General features: G+C 58.0%; 21 protein-coding genes and 1 pseudogene. 13 read left to right on the top strand and 9 right to left on the bottom strand.

The window, feature by feature from the left end; translation table 11 throughout:
- Positions 1-6: 6 nt before the first annotated feature.
- A complete protein-coding gene (gene tpx / locus FO014_RS22695) occupies positions 7-510 on the bottom strand; it encodes a thiol peroxidase (protein WP_160031179.1) in 504 nt (167 codons plus the stop codon).
- 211 nt (positions 511-721) lie between these two features.
- Between tpx and ycjG the strand changes: the two genes are divergently transcribed.
- Entirely contained in the window at positions 722-1,696 is a 975-nt protein-coding gene (gene ycjG, locus FO014_RS22690; protein ID WP_160031178.1) for an L-Ala-D/L-Glu epimerase, read from the top strand.
- Between the two features lie 8 nt (positions 1,697-1,704).
- On the opposite strand, the gene mpaA is transcribed toward ycjG, so the two are convergent.
- Positions 1,705-2,412, bottom strand: coding sequence for a murein tripeptide amidase MpaA (gene mpaA, locus FO014_RS22685; protein ID WP_105233322.1), 708 nt, complete (start codon positions 2,410-2,412; stop codon positions 1,705-1,707).
- Between the two features lie 206 nt (positions 2,413-2,618).
- Here mpaA and FO014_RS22680 point away from each other — a divergent pair, with 206 nt between their 5' ends.
- Together FO014_RS22680 and FO014_RS22675 are read left to right on the top strand one after the other, a co-directional pair.
- Entirely contained in the window at positions 2,619-2,969 is a 351-nt protein-coding gene (locus FO014_RS22680) for a hypothetical protein (RefSeq protein ID WP_160031177.1), read from the top strand.
- 167 nt (positions 2,970-3,136) lie between these two features.
- Positions 3,137-4,768 carry a peptide ABC transporter substrate-binding protein gene (locus FO014_RS22675; RefSeq protein WP_201282891.1) on the top strand — a complete coding sequence of 544 codons (1,632 nt, stop codon included), beginning with the start codon at positions 3,137-3,139 and terminating at the stop codon, positions 4,766-4,768.
- 65 nt (positions 4,769-4,833) lie between these two features.
- Here the strand turns inward: FO014_RS22675 and FO014_RS22670 are convergent, their stop codons facing one another.
- Entirely contained in the window at positions 4,834-5,763 is a 930-nt protein-coding gene (locus FO014_RS22670) for an aromatic alcohol reductase (RefSeq protein ID WP_160031176.1), read from the bottom strand.
- Between the two features lie 134 nt (positions 5,764-5,897).
- On the opposite strand from FO014_RS22670, the gene FO014_RS22665 reads away from it, so the two are divergent.
- Positions 5,898-6,830 carry a LysR family transcriptional regulator gene (locus FO014_RS22665; RefSeq protein ID WP_160031175.1) on the top strand — a complete coding sequence of 311 codons (933 nt, stop codon included), beginning with the start codon at positions 5,898-5,900 and terminating at the stop codon, positions 6,828-6,830.
- Positions 6,831-6,869: 39 nt separating this feature from the next.
- On the opposite strand, the gene FO014_RS22660 is transcribed toward FO014_RS22665, so the two are convergent.
- Positions 6,870-7,118: a hypothetical protein gene (locus tag FO014_RS22660; protein WP_160031174.1), complete on the bottom strand. Its 249-nt coding sequence runs from the start codon at positions 7,116-7,118 to the stop codon at positions 6,870-6,872.
- Between the two features lie 258 nt (positions 7,119-7,376).
- Between FO014_RS22660 and zntB the strand changes: the two genes are divergently transcribed.
- The gene (zntB, locus tag FO014_RS22655; RefSeq protein WP_160031173.1) at positions 7,377-8,360 is read left to right on the top strand and encodes a zinc transporter ZntB; all 984 of its coding nucleotides are present in this window, start codon (positions 7,377-7,379) and stop codon (positions 8,358-8,360) included.
- Positions 8,361-8,617: 257 nt separating this feature from the next.
- Here the strand turns inward: zntB and FO014_RS22650 are convergent, their stop codons facing one another.
- From FO014_RS22650 to nifJ, 3 genes are all read right to left on the bottom strand, one after another.
- A complete protein-coding gene (locus tag FO014_RS22650; RefSeq protein WP_160031172.1) occupies positions 8,618-9,016 on the bottom strand; it encodes a VOC family protein in 399 nt (132 codons plus the stop codon).
- Positions 9,017-9,165: 149 nt separating this feature from the next.
- Positions 9,166-10,104: a tRNA 2-thiocytidine(32) synthetase TtcA gene (gene ttcA, locus FO014_RS22645; protein WP_160031171.1), complete on the bottom strand. Its 939-nt coding sequence runs from the start codon at positions 10,102-10,104 to the stop codon at positions 9,166-9,168.
- A 340-nt stretch (positions 10,105-10,444) separates the two neighbouring features.
- On the bottom strand, positions 10,445-13,978 hold the full coding sequence (gene nifJ / locus FO014_RS22640) for a pyruvate:ferredoxin (flavodoxin) oxidoreductase (RefSeq protein ID WP_160031170.1): 3,534 nt from the start codon (positions 13,976-13,978) through the stop codon (positions 10,445-10,447).
- Between the two features lie 275 nt (positions 13,979-14,253).
- On the opposite strand from nifJ, the gene FO014_RS22635 reads away from it, so the two are divergent.
- Both FO014_RS22635 and FO014_RS22630 read left to right on the top strand, forming a co-directional pair.
- Entirely contained in the window at positions 14,254-14,586 is a 333-nt protein-coding gene (locus FO014_RS22635; protein WP_105231063.1) for a DMT family transporter, read from the top strand.
- 527 nt (positions 14,587-15,113) lie between these two features.
- A pseudogene (locus FO014_RS22630) lies at positions 15,114-15,365 on the top strand (DUF333 domain-containing protein); the annotation flags it as partial.
- 36 nt (positions 15,366-15,401) lie between these two features.
- Here FO014_RS22630 and hslJ read toward each other — a convergent pair.
- Together hslJ and FO014_RS22620 are read right to left on the bottom strand one after the other, a co-directional pair.
- Positions 15,402-15,833: a heat shock protein HslJ gene (gene hslJ / locus FO014_RS22625; protein WP_160031169.1), complete on the bottom strand. Its 432-nt coding sequence runs from the start codon at positions 15,831-15,833 to the stop codon at positions 15,402-15,404.
- A 33-nt stretch (positions 15,834-15,866) separates the two neighbouring features.
- A complete protein-coding gene (locus FO014_RS22620) occupies positions 15,867-16,859 on the bottom strand; it encodes a 2-hydroxyacid dehydrogenase (RefSeq protein WP_160031168.1) in 993 nt (330 codons plus the stop codon).
- Between the two features lie 447 nt (positions 16,860-17,306).
- Between FO014_RS22620 and FO014_RS22615 the strand changes: the two genes are divergently transcribed.
- The 6 genes from FO014_RS22615 (at position 17,307) to FO014_RS22590 (ending at position 26,527) form a co-directional block, all read left to right on the top strand.
- Entirely contained in the window at positions 17,307-19,919 is a 2,613-nt protein-coding gene (locus tag FO014_RS22615) for a YdbH family protein (RefSeq protein WP_160031167.1), read from the top strand.
- Between the two features lie 735 nt (positions 19,920-20,654).
- Positions 20,655-21,140, top strand: a complete 486-nt coding sequence (locus FO014_RS22610) for a hypothetical protein (RefSeq protein ID WP_160031166.1) — start codon at positions 20,655-20,657, stop codon at positions 21,138-21,140.
- Positions 21,137-22,765 (top strand): terminase large subunit domain-containing protein, encoded by a 1,629-nt coding sequence (locus FO014_RS22605; RefSeq protein ID WP_160031165.1) that lies wholly within the window; start codon positions 21,137-21,139, stop codon positions 22,763-22,765. The genes FO014_RS22610 and FO014_RS22605 overlap by 4 nt, the downstream gene beginning before the upstream one ends.
- Positions 22,762-24,771 (top strand): portal protein, encoded by a 2,010-nt coding sequence (locus FO014_RS22600; RefSeq protein ID WP_160031164.1) that lies wholly within the window; start codon positions 22,762-22,764, stop codon positions 24,769-24,771. Before FO014_RS22605 ends, FO014_RS22600 begins: the two co-directional genes overlap by 4 nt.
- The gene (locus tag FO014_RS22595) at positions 24,768-25,658 is read left to right on the top strand and encodes a hypothetical protein (RefSeq protein ID WP_160031163.1); all 891 of its coding nucleotides are present in this window, start codon (positions 24,768-24,770) and stop codon (positions 25,656-25,658) included. The genes FO014_RS22600 and FO014_RS22595 overlap by 4 nt, the downstream gene beginning before the upstream one ends.
- Positions 25,655-26,527: a hypothetical protein gene (locus FO014_RS22590; RefSeq protein WP_160031162.1), complete on the top strand. Its 873-nt coding sequence runs from the start codon at positions 25,655-25,657 to the stop codon at positions 26,525-26,527. The genes FO014_RS22595 and FO014_RS22590 overlap by 4 nt, the downstream gene beginning before the upstream one ends.
- Positions 26,528-26,529: the final 2 nt, after the last annotated feature.

The raw sequence follows: 26,529 nt of genomic DNA, 5'->3' as shown, positions 1-26,529 counted from the left end.
CGCGAATTACTTCAGCGCCGCCAGGGCGGCATCGTAGTTCGGTTCAGAAGTGATTTCTTCCACCAGTTCGCTGTACAGCACGTTGTCTTGCTCATCAAGCACCACCACGGCACGGGCGGTCAGGCCCGCCAGCGGACCGTCGGCGATTTCTACGCCGTAAGTCTGTTTGAACTCGGCGCCGCGCAGGGTGGAAAGGGTTACTACATTGCTCAGGCCTTCCGCGCCGCAGAAGCGGGACTGGGCGAACGGCAGATCGGCGGAGATGCACAGCACCACGGTGTTATCCAGGCCGCTGGCCAACTGGTTGAATTTACGCACCGAAGTGGCGCAGACGCCGGTGTCGATGCTTGGGAAAATATTCAGCACCTTACGTTTGCCGGCAAAGCTGCCCAGCACAACGTCTGACAGATCTTTCGCCACCAGGGAGAACGGCTTGCCCTGTTCGCCGGCTTTCGGCAGTTGGCCGGCAACGGCAACGGGGTTACTCTGGAACTTTACGGTCTGAGTCATGACTTGATTCCTTTGACAGGTGTTTATACAAAAGATGTGCACCTAATCGGCGAGCGGCTCACGCCCATTTTAACATTAGGTTCACACCTTGCCGTCAGTCTATGTCAATGCATGCCGCTTGGGTATACAAAATTGGCTAAACAGTTGTATATATTGGCATACCCTTGCGTACAGCGCTGATATTACGCGTACTATTCAACCAGGAGCGGTGATGAGAAGCATGCGTTTTTACCCACAGGCCTGGCCGCTGCGCGCCGCGTTTGTGATTTCACGCGGCAGCCGCAGCGCGGCCAACGTGGTGGTGGTGGAAATCGAACAACAGGGCGTCTGTGGCGTGGGGGAATGCACGCCGTACCCGCGCTATGGCGAAAGCGAAGACTCGGTGCTGGCGCAGTTGGAGGCGGTCAGACCGGCCATCGAGCGCGGCCTGTCGCGCGACGCGCTGCAGCAGCTGATGCCGGCCGGCGCGGCGCGCAATGCGCTGGACTGCGCCTTATGGGATCTGGAGTGTCGCCAACAGGCGCAAACGCTGTGGCAGCGCGTGGGGGTGAACCCGCCGCCGCAGGTCACGACGGCGCAAACCGTCGGCATCGATACGCCGGAGGCGATGGCCCGGGCCGCGTTGGAGCTTAACCGCCGCGGGGCGACGCTGCTGAAAATCAAGCTGGACGACCGGCTCATCAGCGAGCGGCTGGTGGCGATCCGCGGCGCGGTGCCGGAGGCGACGCTGATCGTCGACGCCAACGAATCCTGGCGGGCTGAAGGTTTGGCGGCGCGCTGCCAGCTGCTGGCGGATTTACAGGTGGCGATGCTGGAGCAGCCGCTGCCGGCCGATAACGATGAAGCATTGGCGAACTTTATCCATCCGCTGCCGATCTGCGCCGATGAAAGCTGCCATACCCGCGCCGATTTGGCCCGGCTTGCCGGCCGTTATCAGATGATCAATATTAAACTGGATAAAACCGGCGGCCTGACCGAAGCGCTAGCGCTGGCCGAGCAGGCCGTCAGCCAAGGCTTTACGCTGATGCTCGGCTGCATGCTGTGCACCTCACGGGCGGTGACGGCGGCGCTGCCGCTGGCGCCGGCGGCCCGTTTTATCGATCTGGACGGGCCGACCTGGCTGGCGCAGGATGTTGAGCCGGGGCTGGATTTTGCCTGCGGCGTCATCCGGCTGGGCGACCTATAAGCGCGGGATTACTGCGGGTAGGTCAGCAGCTCAATCATCGCATCCAGATACTGTTCGCTGGCGGCATCGGCGGAGATGGCCGGCAGTTCGGCGGTGATGCACGGCAGCGACAGATCGGCGCACCAGCTGCCGAACGAACCCGGCGTTTCATAGCCGACGCTGCTGACCAGCGGCAGGGCGAATTTGTGCGACAGCCAGACGCCAAGGTGCGAGCTGGCCGGATCTTCAATACACGCCAGCGGTTCATGAAAAGAGACCACCCAGGCCGGCTTCAGCCGGTGGATCAGATGGCAGAGCGCCTGCGTTTCCGGTTCGGAACCCGGCCGGCCGCCGGTTGACAGCTTGACCTCCCGCGTTGGCGCGGCGCTGTTCCAGCGGTAGACCGTATCGCCGGAACGCCAGTTGGCCGAGGGGAAGTTGCGGTTCAAATCCACACCGTTGGCGTTGGCGCGCAATCCTAACTGGCAGCCGTCCGGGTTGACCGCCAGCACCACATGGTGGCGCCGCGCGGCGGGAGACAGGCTGCGCAATGCGCAGGACAGGGTGACGACGGCGGCATTTTCATCACCGTGCGTGCCGGCGATGATCAGCCCGGCGTCCGGGCCACGTGCTACGGCGGGGAAATAAAGCAGCGGTGCGCCTAATAACGATTTTCCGTAACTTTCTCCAGCCACGGCCAGCTGGCCGCGTTCGCTACGCGGTCGTTGTTGAGTCATGGTATCGCCCTGTATCGCCAGTGGGTGAAAATGCATTGTTATTTTATTCAGTGTATTACGCTTTTGTGTGACTTTCCCACAACATTGTTGTTCTGCGTCTTATCTGAGCGGTCAGCGGCGGCGCGGCGTAATGTCCGCTGCCGATACGGCTGTCGCTTGTTATACTAAGCAGACAGCCAAGCCGATAATCAGCAAGGAGATTTAACATGCCAGTCGCCAGAATAGTCGCCAGTTATACGGAACACGAGCAGGACACGCTCACGCTGTTGTGCGGCGTGGATGATGAGAATCAACTCCGCCAGGGGGAGTGGTTCGGCGTGGTGAAAAATGATGACGGGCGCGGGGATGAATCCAACTACCCGTTTACCCTGCATGTGGACTACCAGAAAAACAGCTTCTACCTCGATTACGGCTATGACGATGCCAACGATCGCCAGCTGCAAACCACCGATATTCAGCTAAAGCCGCTGGAGGAGAACGCTCAGTTCACCATCTTTGATGAAGAAGAGGGCGAAGAGTTTACCTACCGCATCCGCACTGTCCATCTCTACGACTAAGCCCTGAGCGCGCCGCCGGCTATTGTCCGGCGGCGTAAAGCGGGGTCGTTCTCGCATTTTTGCACCGCCGTCGCCGTTTTTCCCGCAGGGCCGCCGCCGCCATGATGCGCCGCAGCGCTTTTGGGTATATGATAAAAAATTCAGATGGTTAACGCGGGATAATAACGATGGCGAGAAAAAAAATTCAACGGAGTTTCCGTTTGGCAGGCTGCGCAGCGGCCGTCTGTCTGAGCTTTGGCGTCAGTGCGGCGCAGGTGCCGGCCGGGACGGCCCTGGCCGATAAGCAGGAAATCGTGCGCCATATCAAAGATGAGCCCGCGTCGCTCGATCCGATTAAAGCGGTTGGCCTGCCGGAGGCGCAGGTGGCGCGCGATCTGTTCGAAGGGCTGGTGAATCAGGATGCGCAGGGCAATATTATTCCCGGCGTCGCCAGCCGTTGGCAGACCTCGGATAACCAGACCTTCCTCTTTACTCTGCGCAAAGACGCACGCTGGTCAAATGGTGACCCTGTCACGGCGAACGATTTCGTCTACAGCTGGCAGCGGCTGGTGGACCCGAAAAGCCTGTCGCCTTTTGCCTGGTTTGCCCAACTGGCGGGGATCCAGAACGCCGAGGCGATCATCGCCGGCAAGCTGCCGGCCGATAAGCTGGGGGTGACGGTGGTTGACGCCCATACCCTGAAGGTACAGCTGAATAAGCCGGTGCCGTACTTTGTCAGCCTGACCGCCAACTTCAGCCTGTTCCCGGCGCCGAAAGCGGTGGTGGAGAAATACGGCAGCGGCTGGACCAAGGTAGGCAACCTGGTCGGCAACGGCGCCTTTAAACTGCAGCAGCGGGTGGTGAATGAGAAGCTGGTGCTGGTGCCGAATGAACACTATTGGGATCATAAACACACCGTGCTGACCAAGGTGACGTTTGTGCCGATCAATCAGGAATCCAACGCCACCAAACGCTATCTGGCGGGGGATATCGATATCACCGAATCCTTCCCGAAAAATATGTACCGCAAACTGCTGAAGGATATTCCGGATCAGGTCTATACCCCCGATCAACTGGGCACCTATTACTATGCGTTTAACACCCAGCGCGCGCCAACCAACGATGTGCGGGTGCGTAAGGCGCTGTCTTACGCCATCGACCGCAAGATTATCGCTGAAAAAGTGCTGGGCACCGGTGAAAAGCCGGCATACCACTTTACGCCGGACGTGACCGCCGGCTTCAAAGCCAAAGATAGCCTGCTGCAGCAGCAGTCGCAGGCGGAGCTGGATGCGCAGGCCAAAGCGATGATCCAGTCTGCCGGCTACGGCCCGGATAACCCGCTGAAACTGACGCTGCTGTATAACACCTCGGAAAGCCATCAGAAGATCGCCATTGCCGTGGCCTCGATGTGGAAGAAAAAGCTGGGGGTGAATGTTAAGCTGCAGAATCAGGAGTGGAAAACCTATATCGACAGCCGTAATACCGGCAATTTCGACGTGATTCGCGCCTCCTGGGTGGGGGATTATAATGAGGCGTCTACCTTCCTGTCGCTGCTGGGTTCTTCGCACGCCGGCAATATCGCCAAGTTCCGCAACGCAGAGTATGACCGCGTGCTGGCGGAAGCCAGCCGGCGCACCAGCCCGGCGGCGCTGAACGCCGACTACAACAAGGCGGAGCAGATCCTGGCCGATCAGGCGCCGATCGCGCCGATTTATCAGTACACCAATGGCCGCCTGATCAAACCCTGGGTAAAAGGTTATCCGATTACCAACCCGGAAGACGTGGCCTATAGTCAGACGATGTATATCGTCAAGCATTGACGGGCGTTGTTTCCTCGATAAAGTGGCCGGCGCGTTGTTACGCGCCGGCCGTTTCTTGTCGGGGGCTAAATAGATGCCGTAAGCCAGGAGGCAATATCCTGGGTCTGAATCGCATTTTGCGCATTGTAGGTATCGCGCATTGGCCACCACATGCCGTCACCCCGGGCAAACGCGGCGCGATAGCGCAGCATCTGGTCATCCGGGCGTAAACGCAGGGCCTCCAGCAGCGCCGGCAGGGTGAACACGTTTTTGGTAAAGCGCCGTTGCGTAACGTGTTCAATCGTTGAGGCCAGTTGCCGGTATGATGTTGTTTCCCCCGCGACAAAGATGACGTCGTTGACGATCCGCGGCTGATGTAAATAGATGGCGCTGGTCAGTCGGCCGATATCGGCCGGCGAGGTGACGGTGACCTGAGTGTCCCATCCTCCCAGCGCGTTGATGGTGTTGGCCGATAAGTTGACGACGTCGAATGCCGGTTCGAAGAGAAAGCTGGTGAATATGCCGGTTGAAATAATCACCCACTCCGTGGTGCTCTGCGCCCGTAATAGCGTCCGGACATCATACTGTTCATCCCAGACGGGCTGGCCGCTTCCTTTACCGACCTCATCGTAATTAACGCCGAATTGCCAGGGGAAGTATCGCCGCACCCGGGCATGCAACACCGCGCGCGTGATCTTGAGCTGAGTACCGGCCCCGGCAACGAACCCCATACAGTTAATAACGGTATCAAACGGCTTAAATATCCTGCTTAACTGTTCAGTCGAACAGGCGGCCAGGTCTGCGCCGATAAAGGTTGCGCCGGCATCAGCATGTTTTTGATGCGTTGCCGACTGCAGTTTACCGTGTTTATCGCAGGAAGCGGGCGAAACAATGACGGAAACATCCCCGTTGCGCTGTGTGACCGCCGGCAGCAGCGCATCCAGCACCGCATCTCCCAGTTGTCCCGCTCCCAGCACCAATACTCGTTTATCTGCGTCCATGTCATGTTGTTGCATTTTGCACCTCACTGCTGGTGTTGATGGAATGTGGGGCAAGTTTACGGTGGAGAGCTACATTCGATAAGTCAGCGGGTGTAGGTTAGACTGTTCGTTAATATGGGATAATCAGGGTGCGCAGTCAGGGGGAGAAGGTGGATAGACTGGAATCAATGCGGGTATATGCGCATGTCGTTGAGACACAGAGTTTTGCCAAGGCGGCGGAAGTGCTGGGGATGCCGCGCTCAACGGTATCCCGGGTGATTAAGGAACTGGAAGCTTACCTTGGGCTGCAGTTGTTGCAGCGAACCACACGCAAGCTCAGCGTGACGTCCGACGGAGAGGGATACTACACGGAATGTAAAAGGCTGCTTGCTGATATTGCCGCCATGGAGTCCTCATTCCCCGGCAAATCTGGCCAACCCAAAGGGCGCTTTAAAGTCGGTATGCCGCAATCCCTGGCCCGGCACTGTATCATCCCCAAAATTCAGACGTTCTTGCAGCATTATCCCGAGCTGGAGCTAATGCTTTGCTCAAGCGATCATGTGGAGGACCTCATACGGGAGGGCTACGACTGTGCGATCCGGGCGGGCAGAATTGAGGACTCCACCACGCTGGTGGCCCGTCCGCTGGCGAATTTTAAATGGGTGGTGCTGGCAGCACCACAATACCTTGATACCTATGGCGAGCCGAAGTGTCTGGACGATCTGAACGGCCATCGCGCGGTGGGATACCTTAACCACCGGACCGGGCGCACGACAGAGTGGTTTTTTGCGCATGATGCCGCCGTGCGGGCGATCCGTATGTCGGAAGCGCTGGTGGTAGATGATACGGATGCCTACATACAGGCTGGCGTACAGGGGTTGGGGTTAATTCGCGTGGCCAGCTATCTGGCGGCTCCCTATTTGCGTAGCGGGGCGCTTATTGCGTGCCTGAACGACGACGCTTTTGATTTACCCTTATCCCTGGTGTATCCGCAGAACAGATATCTTCCTCCTGCAGTGCGCGCTTTTTACGAATGGAGTCAGGGAGTGTTGAGTTCAGCGAACGATTGTTGCATGGCGGAAACAGAAAACCCGCTGAAATAGCGGGTTTTTTTGTTCTCACACGGTCCTCAGCTGACGGCGTTAAAGAACTTCTCTCAGGGTATCAACGACAACGTGGCCAGCCATGTCGGTCTGAGTCACACGGTAGGAGGTTGGGTAGGAACGGCGGGTACTCAGGTGGTCATACACGGAAACCTTGCCGATGGGGTTTCCGCCGGCGTCCTTAACGATAAATTCGCTAATCTCTTCCTGACCTTGGTGACGCAGCTGGATGTGATTAACCTTCTCCAGCGTATGGCTTTCATCTATTTTCAAATGGTCTCTTAACATAACTACACTACCTCCTCGTAGGTAGACGCAAGTATATGCCGATGAAAATTGAGGTAAACCCACTTTTGTTTATTTTTTATTGTTGTTTGGAATTAAAAAAGATGTGGAAATGTTAATGAATCATAAAGGGCAATAATTACCCGCTGAGGTGCGGTTTTTTTGCCCGCTTTTGACACCGCTGCTTACCGGCTTCTTCTTTGATTTAAAAAGCATAAAGACTAGACTTTGCGCTAGCGAATCAAAATAAGAGGGGGGCGAATGGACGTCATTGACGGCAGCCAGCTACAAATTGCCGATGCGGTGTATGCGTTTCGGCTGGATGGCAAGGGCGGCGTAACGCCGATCGGCCCGCAGGATAGCATCACCAGTCAGCAACCTTGCTGGCTGCATCTGGATTATGCCCATCCGGCAAGTTTGCAATGGCTGAGTGAAACGCCGCTGCTGCCGGATTCCGTACGCGATGCGCTGGCCGGTGACAGTACCCGGCCACGGGTGGCGCGGCAGGGGGACGGCACGATGATTACGCTGCGCGGCATTAACTTTAATGTTAATTCACGTCCTGACCAACTGGTGACTTTTCGCGTGTTTATCACCGATAAGATGATTGTCTCCACGCGTCACCGTAAAGTGTATTCCATTGATGAGGTGGTTAACGAACTGCAAAATGGCGTGGGGCCAACCCACTGCGGCAACTGGCTGGTGGAAATCAGCGATGCGCTGACCGATCACGCCAGCGAGTTTATCGAGGACCTGCACGATAAAATTATCGATCTGGAAGATGCGCTGCTGGATCAGCAGATCCCTGAACGCGGCCAGCTGGCGCTGATTCGCAAGCAGCTGATTGTGCTGCGCCGCTATATGGCGCCGCAGCGGGACGTATTTTCCCGGCTGGCCAGCGATCGCCTGGCCTGGATGAGCGATGACGATCGTCGCCGCATGCAGGATATTGCCGATCGGCTGGGGCGTGGTCTGGACGATCTGGACGGCAGCATTGCGCGTACGGCGATACTTGCTGATGAAATCACCAGCGTGCTGGCGGATGCCATGAACCGGCGTACCTACACGATGTCGCTGTTGGCGATGGTATTTCTGCCCGCCACCTTCCTGACGGGGCTGTTCGGCGTTAACCTGGGCGGCATTCCCGGCGGCGATAAGCCGTTCGGCTTTACGCTGTTTTGCCTGCTTTTGGTGGCGTTGGGGGCGGGCGTGGCCTGGTGGCTGAAACGCCGCCGCTGGCTGTAGTCATTGGCGAAGAAACTTCGGCAAAACCTGATTAAAGTTGCGCGAAATCAACATTTGCCGTCGGAGAATGCGGCATTATTCTTCCCGCAGGTGAATGCAACGTCAAGCGATGGGCGTTGCGCTCCATAATTGTCTTACTTTCTTATTTTTAGAATTACTGCATAGCAAATTTGATTCACACGATGCCGGTGTTATCCACCGGCATTTTTTTCGTCTTTTTTCCGCGCGGTCAGCTTGCTGTTGACCACGATACCGAACTAGGCCGCCGCTTCATCCCAGAAACTGGCTTCAATTTTATGCCCGTCCAGATCGCGGACAAAACAGCCGTAATATTGCTCGCCGTAGTGCGGCCTGGAGCCTGGAGCGCCCTCATCCGTTGCGCCGGCCTGCAGCGCCTGACGATAGAATTCATCAACCTGCTGTTTGCTGGTGGCGAAAAAACCGATGTGGATGCCGTTGCCGATGCTGGCGGGTTTGCCGTCGAGCGGGGTTTGCAGCCAGAATTCGGGATAGTCGCGGCCATAACCGATGGCGCCATGGTGCTCCAGCACGCGACGGCAGCCCAAGGCGGACAGTACCCGATCGTAAAAATCCGCCGCCTGGTCGAAATGATTGGTTCCGACGGAGACGTGGGACAGACAAGGGGTGATATTCATCGGTAAGTAAACTCCATATTACTGTATGAAAAAACAGTATAGAGCAAAGCCGATGACGACAGGCGGTTTTTTAGCGTCAAATGTGAGCGGGATCGTAAAGCTCGGCGGGGGAAAACGCCATCCTCCGCAAGGGGGGATGGCGTGTTAACTTATTTGATTTCCAATACGTTCAGCCGCTCAGGCGCGGCGACGATCTCGTCAGCCTCTGCGGTTTGCCAGCCGGCCGGCTGCAGCGGCAGTTCTTCGCGATCGAATGCCAGATCGCCGCCGTTTACCACCTCGTCGCCGTGTTGAATGCCTTTGAAGTCAAACAGTTCGGTATCACACAGGTGCGAAGGCACCACGTTTTGCATTGCGCTGAACATGGTTTCAATACGGCCGGGGTAGCGTTTATCCCAGTCGCGCAGCATATCGCCGATCACCTGGCGCTGTAGGTTCGGCTGCGAACCGCACAGGTTGCAGGGAATGATCGGGAAGGCTTTCGCCTGGGCAAAGCGCTCGATATCTTTCTCGCGGCAGTAGGCCAGCGGACGGATCACCACGTGTTTGCCGTCGTCGCTCATCAGCTTGGGCGGCATGCCTTTCATCTTGCCGCCGTAAAACATATTGAGGAACAGCGTCTGCAAAATATCGTCGCGGTGGTGGCCCAGCGCGATTTTTGTAGCGCCCAGTTCGCTGGCGGTGCGGTAGAGAATGCCGCGGCGCAGGCGCGAGCACAGTGAGCAGGTGGTTTTGCCTTCCGGAATTTTCTCTTTAACGATGCCGTAGGTATTTTCTTCTACGATCTGATACTCCACCCCCAGTCCGTCCAGATAGGCCGGCAGGATGTGTTCCGGGAAGCCCGGCTGCTTTTGGTCCAGGTTGACCGCTATCAGCGAGAAGTTAACCGGCGCGCTCTGCTGCAGGTTGCGCAGAATTTCCAGCATGGTGTAGCTGTCTTTGCCGCCGGACAGACACACCATGATGCGGTCGCCTTCCTCAATCATATTGAAATCGGCGATGGCCTCGCCTACGTTGCGGCGCAGGCGCTTCTGCAGCTTGTTGAGGTTGTACTGTTCTTTCTGGCTCACTGTTTGTTTTTCTGACATTTAAATCGTGCTCGTTCTCATTGGGGTGCACTATGGACATGGCGCCGTTAGCGGCCAGTTTATCATTCAACAGGCGGATAGGAGAAATCCATCCGCGCCCACGGTGCTTCATGCAGTGACATCCTGACCGCAGCGCGATCAACACGGCTCACGGCATAGATGCAGTTTGGCGAGTATGGTACGGATTATGGCGACGAATGCCAGCGGGTTTTACAGAGGTGAGCCGCGAGCGAGGACGCGGCGGCGATGCGATTGGCGTTCTGTTGGTATTCTCGGATTGGGGCGCCTGTGATAGCGAGACGTTTGAAAAAAGGCGCGCACCTGGCGCGCCCGGTGAAATCTACTCGTTGGCCGATTTCTCCGCCTTGCCGGCCAGCAGACTGAGGAAGTCGTATTTCTGCTGCAACTCCTGCGCGGCCTCCTGATACAACGCGCTGGCGACCTCAGGCTGCAGGCTGTTCAGGCGGCGGAAACGCTGCTCCTTCAGCAAGGTGGCGGCAAGATCGCTGTTCGGCGGCCGTGAATCCAGCGCCAGCGCCGCTTTGCCTTCCTGCGTGCGGCGCGGATCGAAGCGGTACAGCGGCCAGAAACCGCTGGCGGTCAGCTGTTTCATCTGGTCGTGACTCAGCGCCAGATCGTAGCCGTGCTCTTCACACGGGCTGTAGGCGATAATCAGCGACGGGCCGGGGTAGGCTTCCGCTTCCTGAATCGCTTTTACCGTCTGATTCAGCTGCGCACCTAACGAAATCTGCGCCACATACACGTGGCCGTACATCATCATGCTGACGCCGAGGTCCTTACGCGCCTTGCGTTTACCGTGTTCGCCGAATTTGGTCACCGCGCCAAGCGGCGTGGCCTTCGACTGCTGGCCGCCGGTGTTGGAGTAACACTGGGTATCCAGCACCAGCACGTTGACGTTCTCCGTCAGGCTCAGCACGTGGTCCAGCCCGCCGAAACCGATATCATAGGCCCAGCCGTCGCCGCCGATCAGCCAGATGGATTTATCCAGCAGATGATCGGCATCATCGGCCAGCTGACGGGCGTTGCCGTCATCGAACTGCGCCAGTTGGGTGCGCAGCTCGGCGATTTGCTTCAGCCGCAGGGCGGGTGCAATGTCATCCATCCGCAGCCCGTTGACCAGCTCCGCCGGCAGACGATCGGCCTGCGACGCCAGCAGACGCAAGGCGCGCTGCCGATGCTGATCGACCGTCAGGCGGAAGCCCAGCCCGAATTCGGCGTTGTCCTCGAACAGTGAATTGGCCCAGGCAGGGCCGCGGCCGGCGGCATTGGTGGTGTACGGCGTGGTGGGCAGGTTGCCGCCGTAGATGGACGAACAGCCGGTGGCGTTGGCGATCAGCAAGCGATCGCCGTACAGCTGGGTCAGCAGCTTGATATAAGGCGTTTCGCCGCAGCCGGAACAGGCGCCGGAGTATTCGAATAGCGGCGTAATCAGCTGTGAGGTGCGGATATCGATGCGTTCAAGCTGCGCCGGATCGATTTCCGGCAGCTGCAGGAAGAAGTCGTAATGGGCTTTCTCTTCCGCCAGATGTTCCAGGCGCGAGGCCATATTGATCGCCTTGATCTCCGGCTGCTGGCGATCTTTGGCCGGGCAGACTTCCACGCACAGGTTACAGCCGGTGCAGTCTTCCGGCGCCACCTGCAGCACGTATTTCTGCCCGCGCATATCGCGCGCTTTGACATCCAGCGACTGCAGGCTGGCCGGCGCGTGCTCCATGGCCGCCGGCGGCACGACTTTGGCGCGAATGGCCGAGTGCGGGCAGGCGGCGACGCAGTGGTTGCACTGGGTACAGAGATCCGGCCGCCAGATCGGCACTTCTTCGGCGATATTGCGTTTTTCCCACTGCGTGGTGCCCACCGGCCAGGTGCCGTCCGGCGGGAAGGCGGAGACCGGCAGAGCATCTCCCAGCCCGGCCAGCATCGCCGCCGTGACGGTTTTGACGAAGTCCGGCGCGGCGTCGGCCACCACCGGCGGGCGTTGCGGGCTGGCGGGGTTGACGGAGCGCAGCGGAATGGCGGTCAGCGCCTGGCGCGTTGCCCCCAACGCCTGCCAGTTGCGCTCGACGATCTCCTGACCTTTGCTGCTGTAGCTGCGGGCAATGGCGTCCTGCAGCTGTTGCAGAGCGACGTCATCCGGCAGAACCTGCGTGAGATGGAAAAACGCCATCTGCATCACGGTGTTGATGCGCGCGCCAAGCTGGCATTCGCGCGCCAGTTTGGCCGCGTTGATAATATAGAAGCGCGCCTGGCGTTGCTGAAGCAGCGCCTGCACCTCCTGCGGCAGCCGGTCCCACACTTCGTCAGCGCCGTAAGGGGTATTGAGCAGAAAAATCCCGCCGTCCTTCAGACGTTCGACCATCTGGTATTTATCGATAAACTGCGCCTGGTGGCAGCCGATAAAATCGGCGCGGCTGACCAGATAGGCGGAATTGATCGGCCGTTCGCTGACGCGCAGGTGCGACACCGTCAGGCCGCCGGCCTTTTTCGAATCGTAGACAAAGTAGCCCTGGGCAAACAGCGGCGTGCCGTTGCCGATGATTTTGATATTGTTCTTGGTTGCCGAGACGGAACCATCACTGCCGAGGCCGTAAAACAGCGCCTCCAGCGTGGCGTGAGAGGGGAGCGGATTATCATGCAGCGGCAGCGACAGCCCGCTGACGTCATCAAAGATGCCGACGGTGAAACGCGGGCGCGGCCGTTCCTGTTCCAGTTCGGCAAACACCGCCAGCGCGCAGTCGGGGCCGAACTCTTTGGATGACAGGCCGTAGCGGCCGCCGATCGTCAGCGGCAGGGTGTCGCGCTCACCGCGGCTGAAGGCTTCGGCCAGCGCGCTCATCACGTCCAGATACAGCGGTTCGGCCGGCGCGCCCGGTTCTTTGGTGCGGTCCAGCACGGCGATTTTCCGCACGCTGGCCGGCAGCGTCTCCAGCAGGTGGGCCGCCGAGAACGGGCGGAACAGGCGCACCTTCACCATGCCGACCTTCTCGCCACGCGCCAGCAGCGCATCAATCACTTCTTCACAGGTGCCGATTGCCGACCCCATCAGAATCACCACCCGCTGCGCATCGGGGTGGCCGTAGTATTCAAACGGCTGATACTGCCGGCCGGTCAGCGCGGCGAACTGCGTCATCGCCTCGCTGACGTGGCGATAGGTTTGCGCGTACCACGGGTTGGCGGCCTCGCGGGACTGAAAGTAGGTATCCGGATTGGCGGAAGTGCCGCGCACCACCGGGCGTTCCGGCGACAGCGCCCGGGCGCGGTGGGCGGCGATGGCCGTCTGCGGCATCATCTGCCGCAGCGTGTCGTCGCTGAGCGGCACGATTTTGTTGATCTCGTGCGAGGTGCGAAAACCGTCGAAGAAATGAATAAATGGAATACGGCTGTTGAGGGTTGCCGTCTGCGAAATTAAGGCAAAATCCTGCGCCTCCTGCACATTACTGGCGCACAGCATGGCGCAGCCGGTCTGGCGTACCGCCATCACGTCCGAATGGTCGCCGAAGATCGACAGGGCATGGGTGGCCACCGTACGCGCGGCGACGTGCAGCACAAACGGCGTCAGTTCGCCGGCCAGTTTATACAGCGTCGGGATCATGAGCAGTAATCCCTGCGAGGAGGTAAACGATGTCGACAGCGCGCCGGTTTGCAGAGCGCCGTGCACGGTGGCGATCGCGCCGCCTTCCGACTGCATTTCTACCACCCGCGGCGTATCGCCCCAAATATTCTGGCGGCCATCGCCGGACCAGGCATCCGCCTGCTCGGCCATGGTGGAGCTGGGCGTAATAGGATAAATTGCGATGACTTCGCTGGTGCGGTAAGCCACCGACGCAACGGCATGGTTGCCATCTGTCGTAATCATGGAAAGTACCTTATTTCAGCCATGGCGTTGCGCCATGCGGAAGAAAATGCCCTGGAGCCGGGTGAAAAAAACAGCGTTAAATAAAGTCTAGCAGAGGGAAAATCGCGTTCTTTATCACGTTTGTGTGCAGAGCGCGGTTTCAGCGCAGGAACGTTGTAACCTGATATGTCGCAAGGAAATCGCATTATCCGCTGGCGGTGGCGGTGCGGTTTAACCATAATTTAGCGCTTTATTGCCATCATGGCGGCGTTGGCTATTAACAGAGAGCGGGACAAATGACGGGATTAATGTATTTAACCATGGCGATTATCGCCGAGGTGGTTGCCACCACCATGCTGAAGGCGTCGGAAGGGTTCACCCGCCTGTGGCCCTCGCTGGTGGTGGTGCTGGGCTATGGCGTGGCCTTTTGGGGCCTGTCGATGGTGGTGAAAAGCATGCCGCTGGGCATTGTGTATGCGATCTGGTCCGGCATGGGCGTCGTTTTGGTGTCTATCGCTGCGGTATTTATTTATAACCAGAAACTCGACTGGCCGGCAATTATCGGCATGGGATTAATCGTTGCCGGAGTATTGGTGATTAACCTATTGTCAAAAACCAGCGCTCACTAATATTACGATGAATAAAAAAGCCCGCATGACGTTAATCATGCGGGGTGAAGAGCTCAGTTAATTAACTGAAAAATAGTGGAATGCTAATCTCTTAGCGCCTATAGCATACGCGCTGAGCCGCACTTTCAACGTGGCAGAAAATGCGGCGTACCATGCTGTTGCCCGGCGCGCGCCGACGGCCGTTTGCGCCGTAATTCCGCGTGCGGCCGATGGTGATAAGGCGTGCCTGACAGTGATAAAGTTTCGTCTGGCGCAAAAAAGCGCAAAATAATGGCGGCGATGTATTCTCATTATTAAACGAACAGGCTAAATTAAATACACCCGTCATACTTCAAGTTACAGGTGTGTTGGCCGCGTTCAGTCACCCGAATCACTTACCGAGTAAGTGCATCAGGGTTACTTCTCTTGCTGCCTTCCTGCAATTTGAATTATTTCGGGTACAGGTTTGTATTAATTGCACGATCATATGCCCATCAAGAGGCGTTGTTATTTTTTATATAATCAGGTTCAGGAGAAAAACAATGGCAATGCAAATACACAAATGGTCGCTGGCCGGCGCCGTTTTGCTGCTGGCCGCGTGCAGCAGTAATAATGATGAACCGCAGCAGCAGGGCACCAGCGCCAGAATTGACCACTTACCGACCAGCGCACACTGCGCCAACGTCGGCGGCACCACCACCATTGCCCATACGCTGAATGGCGAGGCGGTCAGAATGTGTCAGATGCCGGACGGCAAGCAGTGCGAGGAGTGGGCATTAGGTCAGGGGCCTGCGCCAGCGCCGGCTAAGCGCCGCCCCCCGGAGGATAATGCGGGCTTATTGCACCCAGTCTTTCAGGGTATAGACTAGCGTGTGTTTACCGTCGCTCAGCGTTAGCTGCTGGGCATCCAGCGTGACGCGCGCGCCGTTATTCAGCACGCTGCCGATGACCTGATCCCACTGGTTACGCTGCGGGTCAGCACACATCATGCGCGTCGAGGCCAGGTTTTTTACCGTCAGCACGCCGTTGTCCAACTGGCCGTTGCCGAAGAAGCGGTTGCACATTGAACCGGAGATATGCATCTTTTCGCCGAATTCAATGCTTGGCCCGCGCCCCTGTTGTGCATTGGCGGCGACGCCGTCCACGCTCTGCAGCACAAAGTTGTGATGCAGCAGATCGCTTTCCTGTACCGGCTTGCCGGCAGGCGTACCGCCGGCGCAGCCGGCCAGCAGCGTACTGGCCAGCGCCAGTGGGATCCATGATTTCATTGTTGCTCTCCTGAGGTAGTTGTTCCCTGTATTTCAGCCATGCAGCTGGTTGGCGCAGGGTTCGCCGCGCGTCAGCTGATCGATATTCTGCAGTGTGGTTTCAGAAATGCTGGTCAGCGCCTCTTCCGTCAGGAAGGCCTGGTGGCCGGTAAACAGCACGTTATGGCAGGCCGACAGCCGGCGGAAGATATCATCCTGAATCACATCGTTGGATTTGTCCTCAAAGAACAGATCGCGTTCGTTTTCGTAAACGTCCATGCCGAGCGCACCGATTTTCTGCTGTTTGAGCGCGTCGATGGCGGCGGCGGAGTCAACCAGGCCGCCGCGGCTGGTATTGATGATCATCACGCCGTCTTTCATCATGGCGAAGGCCTGCGCATCCAGCAGGTGATGGTTTTCCGGCGTCAGCGGGCAGTGCAGGGTGATAACGTGCGACTGGGCGTACAGCGTCGGCAGAACGACGTATTCCGCACCCAGCTCCAGCGCCTGTGCGCTGGGGTAAGGATCATAGGCCAGCAGCTTCATGCCGAAACCTTTCAGAATACGCATGGTGGCCACGCCGATTTTGCCGGTGCCGATCACCCCGGCGGTGCGGTTGTGCATATTAAAGCCGATCAGTCCTTCCAGGGAGAAGTTGGCGTCGCGGGTGCGCTGGTAGGCGCGATGGATGCGGCGGTTGAGGCTCATCATCAGGCCGACGGCGTGCTCCGCCACCGCCTCCGGCGAATAGGCCGGTACGCGCACCACCTTGATGCCGAGCTGCTGCGCCGCCGCCAGATCGACATTGTTAAAGCCGGCGCAGCGCAGCGCCAGAATTTCTACGCCCAGCGCCGCCAGCTCTTCCAGTACTTCGCGACTGCCGTCATCATTGACGAAGATACATACCGCTTTACAGCCGATCGCGGTTTTAGCCGTTTTCTTACTGAGCAGGAAATCAAAGAACTCAAGTTCGTAACCAAATTGCTGATTTACCAACTCAAGGTATTTGCGGTCATACTGTTTCGTGCTGTATATCGCCAGTTTCATTGTGGTTTCTCCACCGGAAATCTTATGGCTAGTTTAGTGTTTTTTGCCAATTTTGACAATTAGTTAGCCATCAGAGACAGGGAGGTAAAGACACGGCTCGGGCAAAAAAATCCCCACGTCTGGGGGTGGGGAAATGGCTTCTTCATATATACCATCACGCTAGGATACGGTGGGTATACAACTTACTTATTAGAATCATTGCCAGACTATTAATCATCAGCAGCAACGACAATAACAAAAGTCTGAAATGCGCGGTGCGCCCGGCGGCTAATATGTAAGCAAAATCGACAAGTGACGAATAAAAATCGGTGAAAATGGCAGAAAGGGTCTTCCCGTCGCCTATCTAACTTCACCCTGGTCTAAAATCATGCCATCATTATTCCCCTTTCCGGCATAGACTTAATGCAACTGCGGGCGTGCCTTATCTAGGAATGAAGCAATCATTTAATGGCTAAACGATTGAGAATATTCATAGGGATTGTGGTGGGGATTGCGGTCCTGCTGGCGGTCCTGTGGCAAACCACGCCACGCTGGTTGCCCCGCGTGCTTACGCACTGGCTGCCGGCCGGCAGCCAGCTGATGCTGCAAGGGCCGTTGCGCTGGCAAAGCGGCGGCCTATCGTTGCCAGGGGCGCAATATAAAGTACAGCAGTGCCTGCTGGCCGACTTGGGCGCGACGCGTCTGCATTATCGCGCTGGCCGCTGGCAGCTGGACAGCGACAAACTCAGCGTTGACAGCGCCTGCCTGAGCCAGTTGCCCGCCGGCGAAGACGACGGCGCGCCGTTGACGTTAGATGCGCTGCAGCGCCAGCTGCCGGCGCTCGATCTGAGCATCAACCAACTCTCAGTCCTCCCCTGGCAGCACTATGCCGGTAAACTGCAGCTGCATAATACCGCTGCGGGCCAGCAGCTGTTTTATCAGGGCAAAAACCTCAAGGCTGAAGCACGGCTGGATAATCGGCAGCAGCTGACAATCTCCTCGCTGAACGTGTTGCCACCCAATAGCCCGCATCCGCTGCGGTTCAGCGGCGATATCACCATAGCGCGCGATTTCGCCGCACTGCCGCCGCAGGGCAAACTGCGGGGCGAGGTGCAAACCGCCTACCTGCAGCAGCCGCTGCTGATGGACATCAGCTGGCAGCAGGGGCAAGGGGTGGTGACGCTGGCGGAAAAAGGCGATAAGCAACCGCTGGCAACTTTGCCCTGGGCGGTCACGCCGCAGCAAATCCGCATCGACAAAGGCGAATGGCGCTGGCCGTATATAGACCAGCCGCTAAGCGGCGGCATCAACGTTGCGCTGCATGACTGGAGTAAAGGGCTGGATGAAACGCAAATCAGCGCCCGGCTGAATGTGATCACCGCCGGGCACAACGGCAAGGGCAATGCGGTGTTGACGCTGGGGCCGGGCAGCGTCGGCCTGACGCACAGCAATCTTGATTTCCAACTGACCGGGCAGGCCAACCTGGCCGATTTTTCCCTGACGGCGTCGATTCCCGGCGTGGTCAGCGGTTCTATTCTCAACCCGACGCTGGAGCTGCGGCCCGGTTCGCTGCTGCGCGCCTGGGGCAACGCTTCGCCGGAAATGAAGCTGGAAGAGGCGCGTCTGCCGCTGGCCGGGGTAAAAGTCACCGCCAATGGCATTACCGGCCGTCTGCAGTCGATTATTCGCGCCAGCGACAGTTACTGGGGACGTTTCAGACTGCATCTGGACGGTCTGGCGCAAGATTTCTGGCCGGACAAAGGGCGCTGGCAGTGGCGCTATTGGGGCAACGGCCAGCTGCCGCCGCTACAGGCGAAGTGGGACGTGGCGGGCAGTGGCGACTGGCAGGACAGCCTCCTGACGCTCGATCGCCTCTCCACCGGCTTTGACCGGCTGAAATACGGCATGGTCACGGTGGCCGCGCCGCGCCTGACGCTGAATAAGCCGCTGCGCTGGCAGCGCGATGCCGTACGGCCATCGCTGGACGGTGAACTGCAGCTGGTGGCGGATAAGGTCAGCTTTAGTGGCGGCGGTCATCTGCCGCCGTCGACGCTGGCGCTGCGGCTGCAGGGGTGCGATCCGCAGAACTTCCAGTGGCAGGGTAAGCTGCAGGCGCAGGATATCGGGCCGATTGCGCTGCGCGGCCGCTGGGACGGCGAGCGCCTGCGCGGGGAAGGCTGGTGGCCGAAGCAGCGCCTGGCGGTGTTCCAGCCGTTGTTGGCGCCGGATCTGAACATTACGCTGCGCGACGGCGAGTTTTATGCGCAGGCGGCATTCTCCGCCGCGCGTGAACAGGGCTTCGCCGCCGGCGGCCACTGGGTGGTGAAAAACGGCGGCATGTGGATGAAGGATGGCGAAATGAGCGGTCTGGATTTCGTCATGTCTTACCGGCTGCAGAACCACCAGTGGCTGCTGGGTGCCAAGCAGCCGGTGACGCTGCGCATTAAATCGCTGAGCAACCTGTTTGAGATGCAGAACATCACCGCGAATCTGCAGGGTTACTACCCCTACAGTGAACGCCAGCCGCTGACGTTGAGCAATGTCGGCGTGGATATGCTGAACGGCCACATCGGCCTGTCGGCGCTGCGCCTGCCGCAGCATGACGCCGCGGTGCTGAAGCTGGATCGCGTCGACCTCAGCGCGCTGTTTACCGCGCTGAAGCCGAAACAGTTTGCCATGTCCGGCCGGGTGAACGGCGAGCTGCCGCTGTACCTGAATAACTCGCAATGGCTGGTGCGCAACGGCTGGATCGCCAACGCCGGCCTGCTGACGCTGCGGCTGGATAAGGATATGGCCGACGCCATCGCCAGCAACAATATGGCGACCGGCGCGGCCATCGACTGGCTGCGCTATATGGAAATTCATCGCTCACAGGCCAGGGTCGATCTCGACAACCTGGGCGTACTGACGTTAACGGCCAGAATCGACGGGGTTAACCCGCAGAAAAACGCCAAACGAGAGGTTATTTTGAACTATAGCCATCAGGAAAACGTGTTTCAGCTGTGGCGCAGCCTGCGCTTTGGCGACAACCTGCAGGAGTGGCTGGAACAGACACTCTCAAAGAGTAATGATGGCCAATAAATACATATAGATATGTGTTGTTTCTGGGTTGCTGCGGGTCAAGTAACGGGGTAACCCCAGACCCGATTCTCACCCCAAAACCCGCCCCCCTAAAAATCCCTCTTGACAACCCTTTGGTCTTTGAGGCTATCCTAAAAAAGGAACCCGTACTGGGTTCTGCTGCTCTGGTAACTATTCCAGGGTAGAGACTCATTTAGCTTTGAAGCCGCCTCCACATGTGGCCAGTTGCAAGGGTGAGTCGTTGGGAACCGGGGTACTTGTCTGAACGCCATGCCCCGGGCGCTTCTTGTTATCCGAGGTACACTTCGGCGGATTGGGTTCCGGGATTGGTGTGAAGGTAGCGGCCGGGCGCGGCACCTCAGTGTCAGGAGGGAAGATAGGCCGTTCATGCGGGTGATGACATATATCCGCGCATGACGCTGGAAACTTCTACGGATTCCTCAGAAGACGCTTCCAGCGCACAACGGAGGCAATGGTTTGGTTTCGGCTAAACTTTTGTCTTCGCTGTTGCTTGAGCCGTTGTCCTCGCGACGCTGGGCTACCACGCCTCCGGCAGCGTGCCCCGAAATATTTTCTGTGCACGAAATAGTCAACTCGTCGCAGTTCGAGTTGACGGCCAGCAAGCTTAGCGACACTGAAGGCCAGGTGATCACTGTTGGTCTGCTGATTCAAACGAACAGCAGGAAATGAATTAACTCGCGGGCAGGATGAGCCCCGTGCTGGAGGTTGCGATGCGTGGCAACCAAAGCAAACAAAATCAGGGCAGCGGCACGAAAGCGCCTTGCTAACCTGAATCAAAAGCAGATTGAGGCCGAACAGACACGGTCTGCCAATCGAGAACTTCTGCTGAATGCGCAAGACAGGGCGATGCTTGAGGATATGCGAGCACGCGGCTTTTGCGCACCCAAAGCACTCCCGACCGCCCGCCAATACGCACGGTATGCTGCATTCAGGAGCAGTCAGGCCGCTGCCAACCGTGCCGAAATCGTAGAGCAGGAAACCGCCGTGTATGCCGCCAATGGCGGGGTTATGGATTTGGTCTTCGAACGTCTGCGCAGCCCCAAACTCAAGGACACGGCATTTGCTGCCCTGGCTCAGCTGGCGCAAAAGGGCATGCAGCTGGCGCCGGTTCCTGTGGATGACAACCACGTCACTGAATCACCGTTACCTGATGACGATGAGCTGGACGATATCTCCGACGAGCTCGGGGGTATCGAATGATCACTACGCTGGAATACCGCAACAAGGTTCGCCAGAAGGCAAAGCTCATTCGCGCTGCCGGCAAGGCAAAGATGCTCGAGCACTGGAACATCATCGAAGCGGCGTTGCAGTTCCACCGTTTTTACCGGCTGGACTACTTCAAGCCCTACGACTACCAGTTCAAATGGTTTAAGTCAGGCATCTACGCCACGTTGCGCTACCTGTCTGCCGCTAACCAGATTGGTAAAACCTACGGTGGCGCGGTGGAAATGACTTACCACCTGACCGGTCTCTATCCTGACTGGTGGCCGGGACGTCATTTCGAGGTGACGGGCAAGGAAGTGTGCTGGGCAATGGGGGTAAGCCTGGAGTCCACGCGCAAGGTGTTGCAGAACTACCTGCTCGGCACGGATAACGCGAAGAAAACTCGTGAGTTCGGCAGTGGCACCATTCCGCGGGAGATGATCCGCATGGAAACACTGGTTCGCGATGGCGAGCTGGTGAAATCAATCTCAATCGATAACGCAGCGGGAGGTTACTGTGAGCTGTATTTCTATGCGTCCACGCAATCGACGGATACTCTTCATGGCCAGAAAGTTTTATATATTTGGCTTGACGAGCAGCCGGACAACGAGCTGGAACTATCCAGTATCTTTGCGGCACGAACTATTAATACCGGCGGCATTGTTGCCGTCACCGCCACACCGGAAAAGGGCGCTACAGACCTTTGGCGCCAGTGCAAGGAGGATAACAGCCCGCACGTCCACTTTCAGTCGGCCACCTGGGACGACGCCCCGCACTTAAGCGAGGAAGCAAAAGACCGCATCCTTGCCGCCATCCCCTATCACGAACGTGAAATGCGCTCCAAAGGCATTCCCGTTGCCGGCATTGGCGCCATCTATCCCTACCGCGACGACGACATCACCTGCGAACCGTTCGATATCCCCGACCACTGGCTTGTCCTGGCTCCGCTGGACTTTGGTGTCAGCGGTAACCGTGACCCGTCAATCATTCTGTCCATGGCGTATGACCCGGATACCGGCGTGCGCTACGTCTTTGCCGAGTGGTCGAGTGAGATGGACAAGGATATCTACGCCAACAGCTACATGCCTGACTTCATGGCGCACAAAATCATCGGTCAGAAGCCTGACGACTGGGATGTGGTCACCCAATCCGCGCCGTTCGTCGGTATCGGTCTGCCTGGCATCGTAGTCAAGTCTCCGCATGATGGCGCAAACACCCAACCCGGCACCAACCAGACGCGATGCGAAATCATGCGTGACGTCGGCGCCAATGTTGACCCGCATCTTTGGGAGCTACCGCCTGATATGGCACCACTGGAAAAGAACCGCCGGTCGCTTGCCGGTTCGATTGCCATCGTTGCCAACCTGTTTCGGGATGGAAAGCTGAAGATTTTCACGACATGCACGGAAACCCTGCGGGAGCGCCGGGGCTATCAGTGGATCAAGAAGGGGCAAAAGACCGTCCCCATCGACAAAGACAATCACTTCATGGATGCCATGCGTATCGGCGCCATCCGCATCAGCTACGACGGCGAGTACATGCAGGATGCACGCCAGTCCATCCCGAATAACACCATTGACGGGAACCCCTACGAAACCGACATGGGAGCATACCACCTGTGAACCAGAGCGAACTGTTTACCGAGTTGCAGAACAATTTCAACGCCGCCAAAGAGCAGCAGGACATGCTGGCCGAACGCTACAACAAGGCCTACATGATGTATCGCGGCGAACTGCCAGAGCGGCTCAAGCCTTCGGACTTGCCCGCTGACCGCGTGATGTGGAAGGCCTTCGAGAGTATTTACCCGGCCCTGGTGAAGCTGTTCACCGACAACGACAAGTCGCCGGCGCGGTTCAACAGCGAGGGGATGGCGACGACAAAAATTGCGCAGGCCGTCACTCAGGCTGTGCACACGGCAGCGATGGGGGTGAACAACGCCTACAAGCTGTACATGCAGGCGATTAAGGAAATCCTGATCACAGGCAACCAGGCGGTCATGGTCGGTTATGACAAAAAGACGTATGAGACAGAGCAAGTCACTTTTACGGATGCATCCTTTGCGGCTATCGGCATCCATCAGAAGCTGCTGCAGTTGGGCGGCTACAACATCAAAAGCGAGATTGAGTTCAACGAGGAAAACCAGACCGGCACCGGCTGGATGCAGGGCGAAAGGGAGGTTAAATACCCGGTCATCAATTTAATCGACTTCAAGGATTTCTACCTCCACCCCGACGCGATGGACGTGGAGTCATCGCGTTATGTCGCCTACACCGAAAAGCTGACCGTTGGCGAGGCCGTCGAGCGCGGATACAGCCGGGACAAACTGTCCAGGGCTGATGACACTGACACCAATGCCGGTCGTGGTCTGAGCAAGAAAATGCTGGTGATTAACGACATGAACGGCAATGACGCCGTTGCTGCTGACTCCGTGCTGTCGGACAACAATAGCGATATCACGCTGTATCACCATTTCTGGCGTGGCTGCTACGACAGTGACAAACAGCAGCTGCATTACGTCATCGCCACCGATGTCGATATCGTCAGCCATACCACGGTGGATTATGTCCCGATAGTTCTGGGCGGCATGAGCACCGTCACGGGCAGCGCCTGGAGCGAATCCCTGTACGACATCTGCGGCAGCGTGCAAATCAGCAAGACCCGCGCGCTCCGCGCCATCCAGCGCAGCGCAGACAACGCGGCATACAGCGAATACCTGGTTAACGAGGCGCAGCTCACCCCGAAAGGGAAAGAGACGTTTTCAAAACGCGGTCCGGGCGCCGCTTACAGCGTCAAAGACCATACCGCCATCACCAAGTTGCCGGTCAACGATGTTCCACGCGCGATGGAGCTGCTTAACAGCGAACTGACCAGCCAGGAAGAAACCACCATTCAGGGGAGCGCCGGCAAGGCGCAGGCGCTGGAAGAGAACGGCCAGGCGTCAGGCGTGGCGGTGGCGCTGACGCAGGACAAACAGGAACTGAACGAAAGTCAGATTGCATCCTGCATTGCCGAGACGTTCATCAAGCCGATGTACCGCATCCTGTTGCTCGTTCTCCAGGAAATGAGCAACGCCGTGGATATCGACGGCCAGCAGGTACCGCTAAAAATGCTGCGCGCGGATATCGGTATGACCATCGATATCGAAACGGCTTATGACCGCGCCAATGCCGCAACGAACCTCATGGCCATGCTGAACAGCGGCACCCAGGCGCAAACGCTGCCGGCCAACGTGACCGACCAGAACCGGTATGAGATTTACCGGCTGTATGCCCAGGCCGCAACAGGGCAAAAGGACGTCTCCGCGTTCATCACACCACCAGACCAGATGCCGAAACCGTCGAAACCGGAAGTGCTCGCCAGGGCGCTGCTGGCTGTCGCTCATCTTCGGAGTCAGGTTGCTGCGTGTGAGCTAGCGGAGGCCAGCGTTAACGACAAAAAAGCGGAGGCCCAGAAGAAGTGGAACGACGCTGCAAAAGACCTCGCGCAGATAGCCGAGATTGTGGCGGGTATTGAAGTCGACAAGCTGGAGCTGTTGCTGAAAGTCCAGCAGGAAAGAGCCGCTGAGGCTGATGCGGTGACGCAGAACGCCCAGAACCAAGAGCAAATCAACCAGGAGAGTAACTCGTGAGCACTGAACGAAAGCCAGTAGATGGGGTGAACAATGACGAACCAATGGGCATTACCCGGACGTTGTTTGGACTGGAACCAGAAACGCCAGCTCCAACAGGAACTGAAAGCGAAGACCAGGATGCAGAAGCTGGAGCAGGAGCACCACCTGAAGACGCAGCGGATGCAGACAGCGATACCGGCCACGAAGGAGGCGGCGAGCAAACTGAGGATGGCGCTGGAGGCGGCGAAGTCTGGGAAATCGACGGAACGGAATACACCGCCGAACAAGTAGGCCAGGCCGTTAAAGACCACGACATGTTCAGGCGTTACAACGAGTCCATCACGCCGTTGCTGGAAAATATCCGTGGGTACGGTGAGCAGGTGCAGCGCCACCAGGCGCTGGCGCTTACCGAAACCGAAAAAGTCATCCAGGAACTCCAGGCGCGCATCGGCTCCGGCAAACTTGATGCCAGGGAATACCAGGCGGCGCATATGCAGCTGGTGCAGGCGCAGCAGCGAATGGATTTGCTGAACAATGCCGCCGAGCAGGAGAAGGCGCAGCGTGAAAAGGCCCTCGGTGCTGCACGTGAGCACAATGTCCGTCAGGTGGTCACGTCGCTGCTCAGTGCCGGCTGGTCGCAGCAGGATTTGACCCTGGCCAACCAGCTGGCGAAAACGGCATTCAAAGCGGAGGTGTTTGTGGACTCCATCAACCCGCCGCTGATGGAGATTCTGCGCGATGCCGCCAAATACCGCGCCGCGCAGGAAGATGCGGCGTCGAAGCTGGCAAGGCAGGGCAAAAAGGCGGTGCAGGTCAATGCCACCAAGCCGACGCCGGTGAAAAAGACGACCACGAAAGTGGGTTCGGATGAGTGGATCAGCAAAACCCTCTGGAGGACGAAATGAGTATTTCCGGACATAAGAACACGTCGACAACCGACGCCAGCAGCAACACGACCAGTTGGCTGTCTGGCCTTATCGAACCGATTGTGGCGGACTTTATCGGCAGCAACCCGTCCATCGACTACATCGACTCGGTGGTCGCAGGGCTGACGCCGGCCGAGCAGGCGGCGCTCGACCGTTACGGCTCAGGCGCGGCGGTTGACACGGGCACCAACATCGCAAAGGGTGGCGCGTCGCTGATTCAGGAGCAGATTTCACGCATTGAGGGGCTGCTCAACGGCGGGGCCAAATCCCAGTTCACCACCGGCGTCACCGGCATCTACAACGCGGCCGGCGGCTTTATCAACAACCAGAACCAGGCCATCCAGGACCAGGTCTACGCTGATATGGGGGACACCTTTGGTCAGACGGCGCAGAACAACATGGCATCAACCGCGGTGTCCGGCAGCAGTGCTGCACAGAGCGCGACAAACAGCGTTCTGGCCAGCGGCGCCAACCAGATGACGCAGATGATGGCCGACGTCAGCAGCAACGTCCTCAAGGGGGCGGTAGGTATTACGTCGGGTGCCATGGGCGCTGAGATGTCGCTGATTAACGAGCTGCTGGGGGCGGGCGGCTCCATGGCTGGCGCCGGCGCAAAAATGGCTGCCACCGGTGCGAGCAACCAGTTCAAGGCCGGGCTGTTTGAGCAGTGGTTCAACCAGCAGAACATCAACAACGACCGCAAGAACGAGATGATCAACAGCAACATGGAATGGGTCGATATGGCCGCATTACTGAGCGTCATCCTGCCAACGGCGGGCATTGACACAACCACCAACTCTACATCTACAGCCACGCAAAACAACGGTGGCTGGTTCTCGGGGCTTTAATT

This window comes from Serratia rhizosphaerae (assembly GCF_009817885.1).
GTDB lineage: Bacteria > Pseudomonadota > Gammaproteobacteria > Enterobacterales > Enterobacteriaceae > Serratia_B > Serratia_B rhizosphaerae.
Note: the sequence above shows the minus strand (reverse complement) of the source record. Positions and strands in the feature narration are given on the sequence as shown.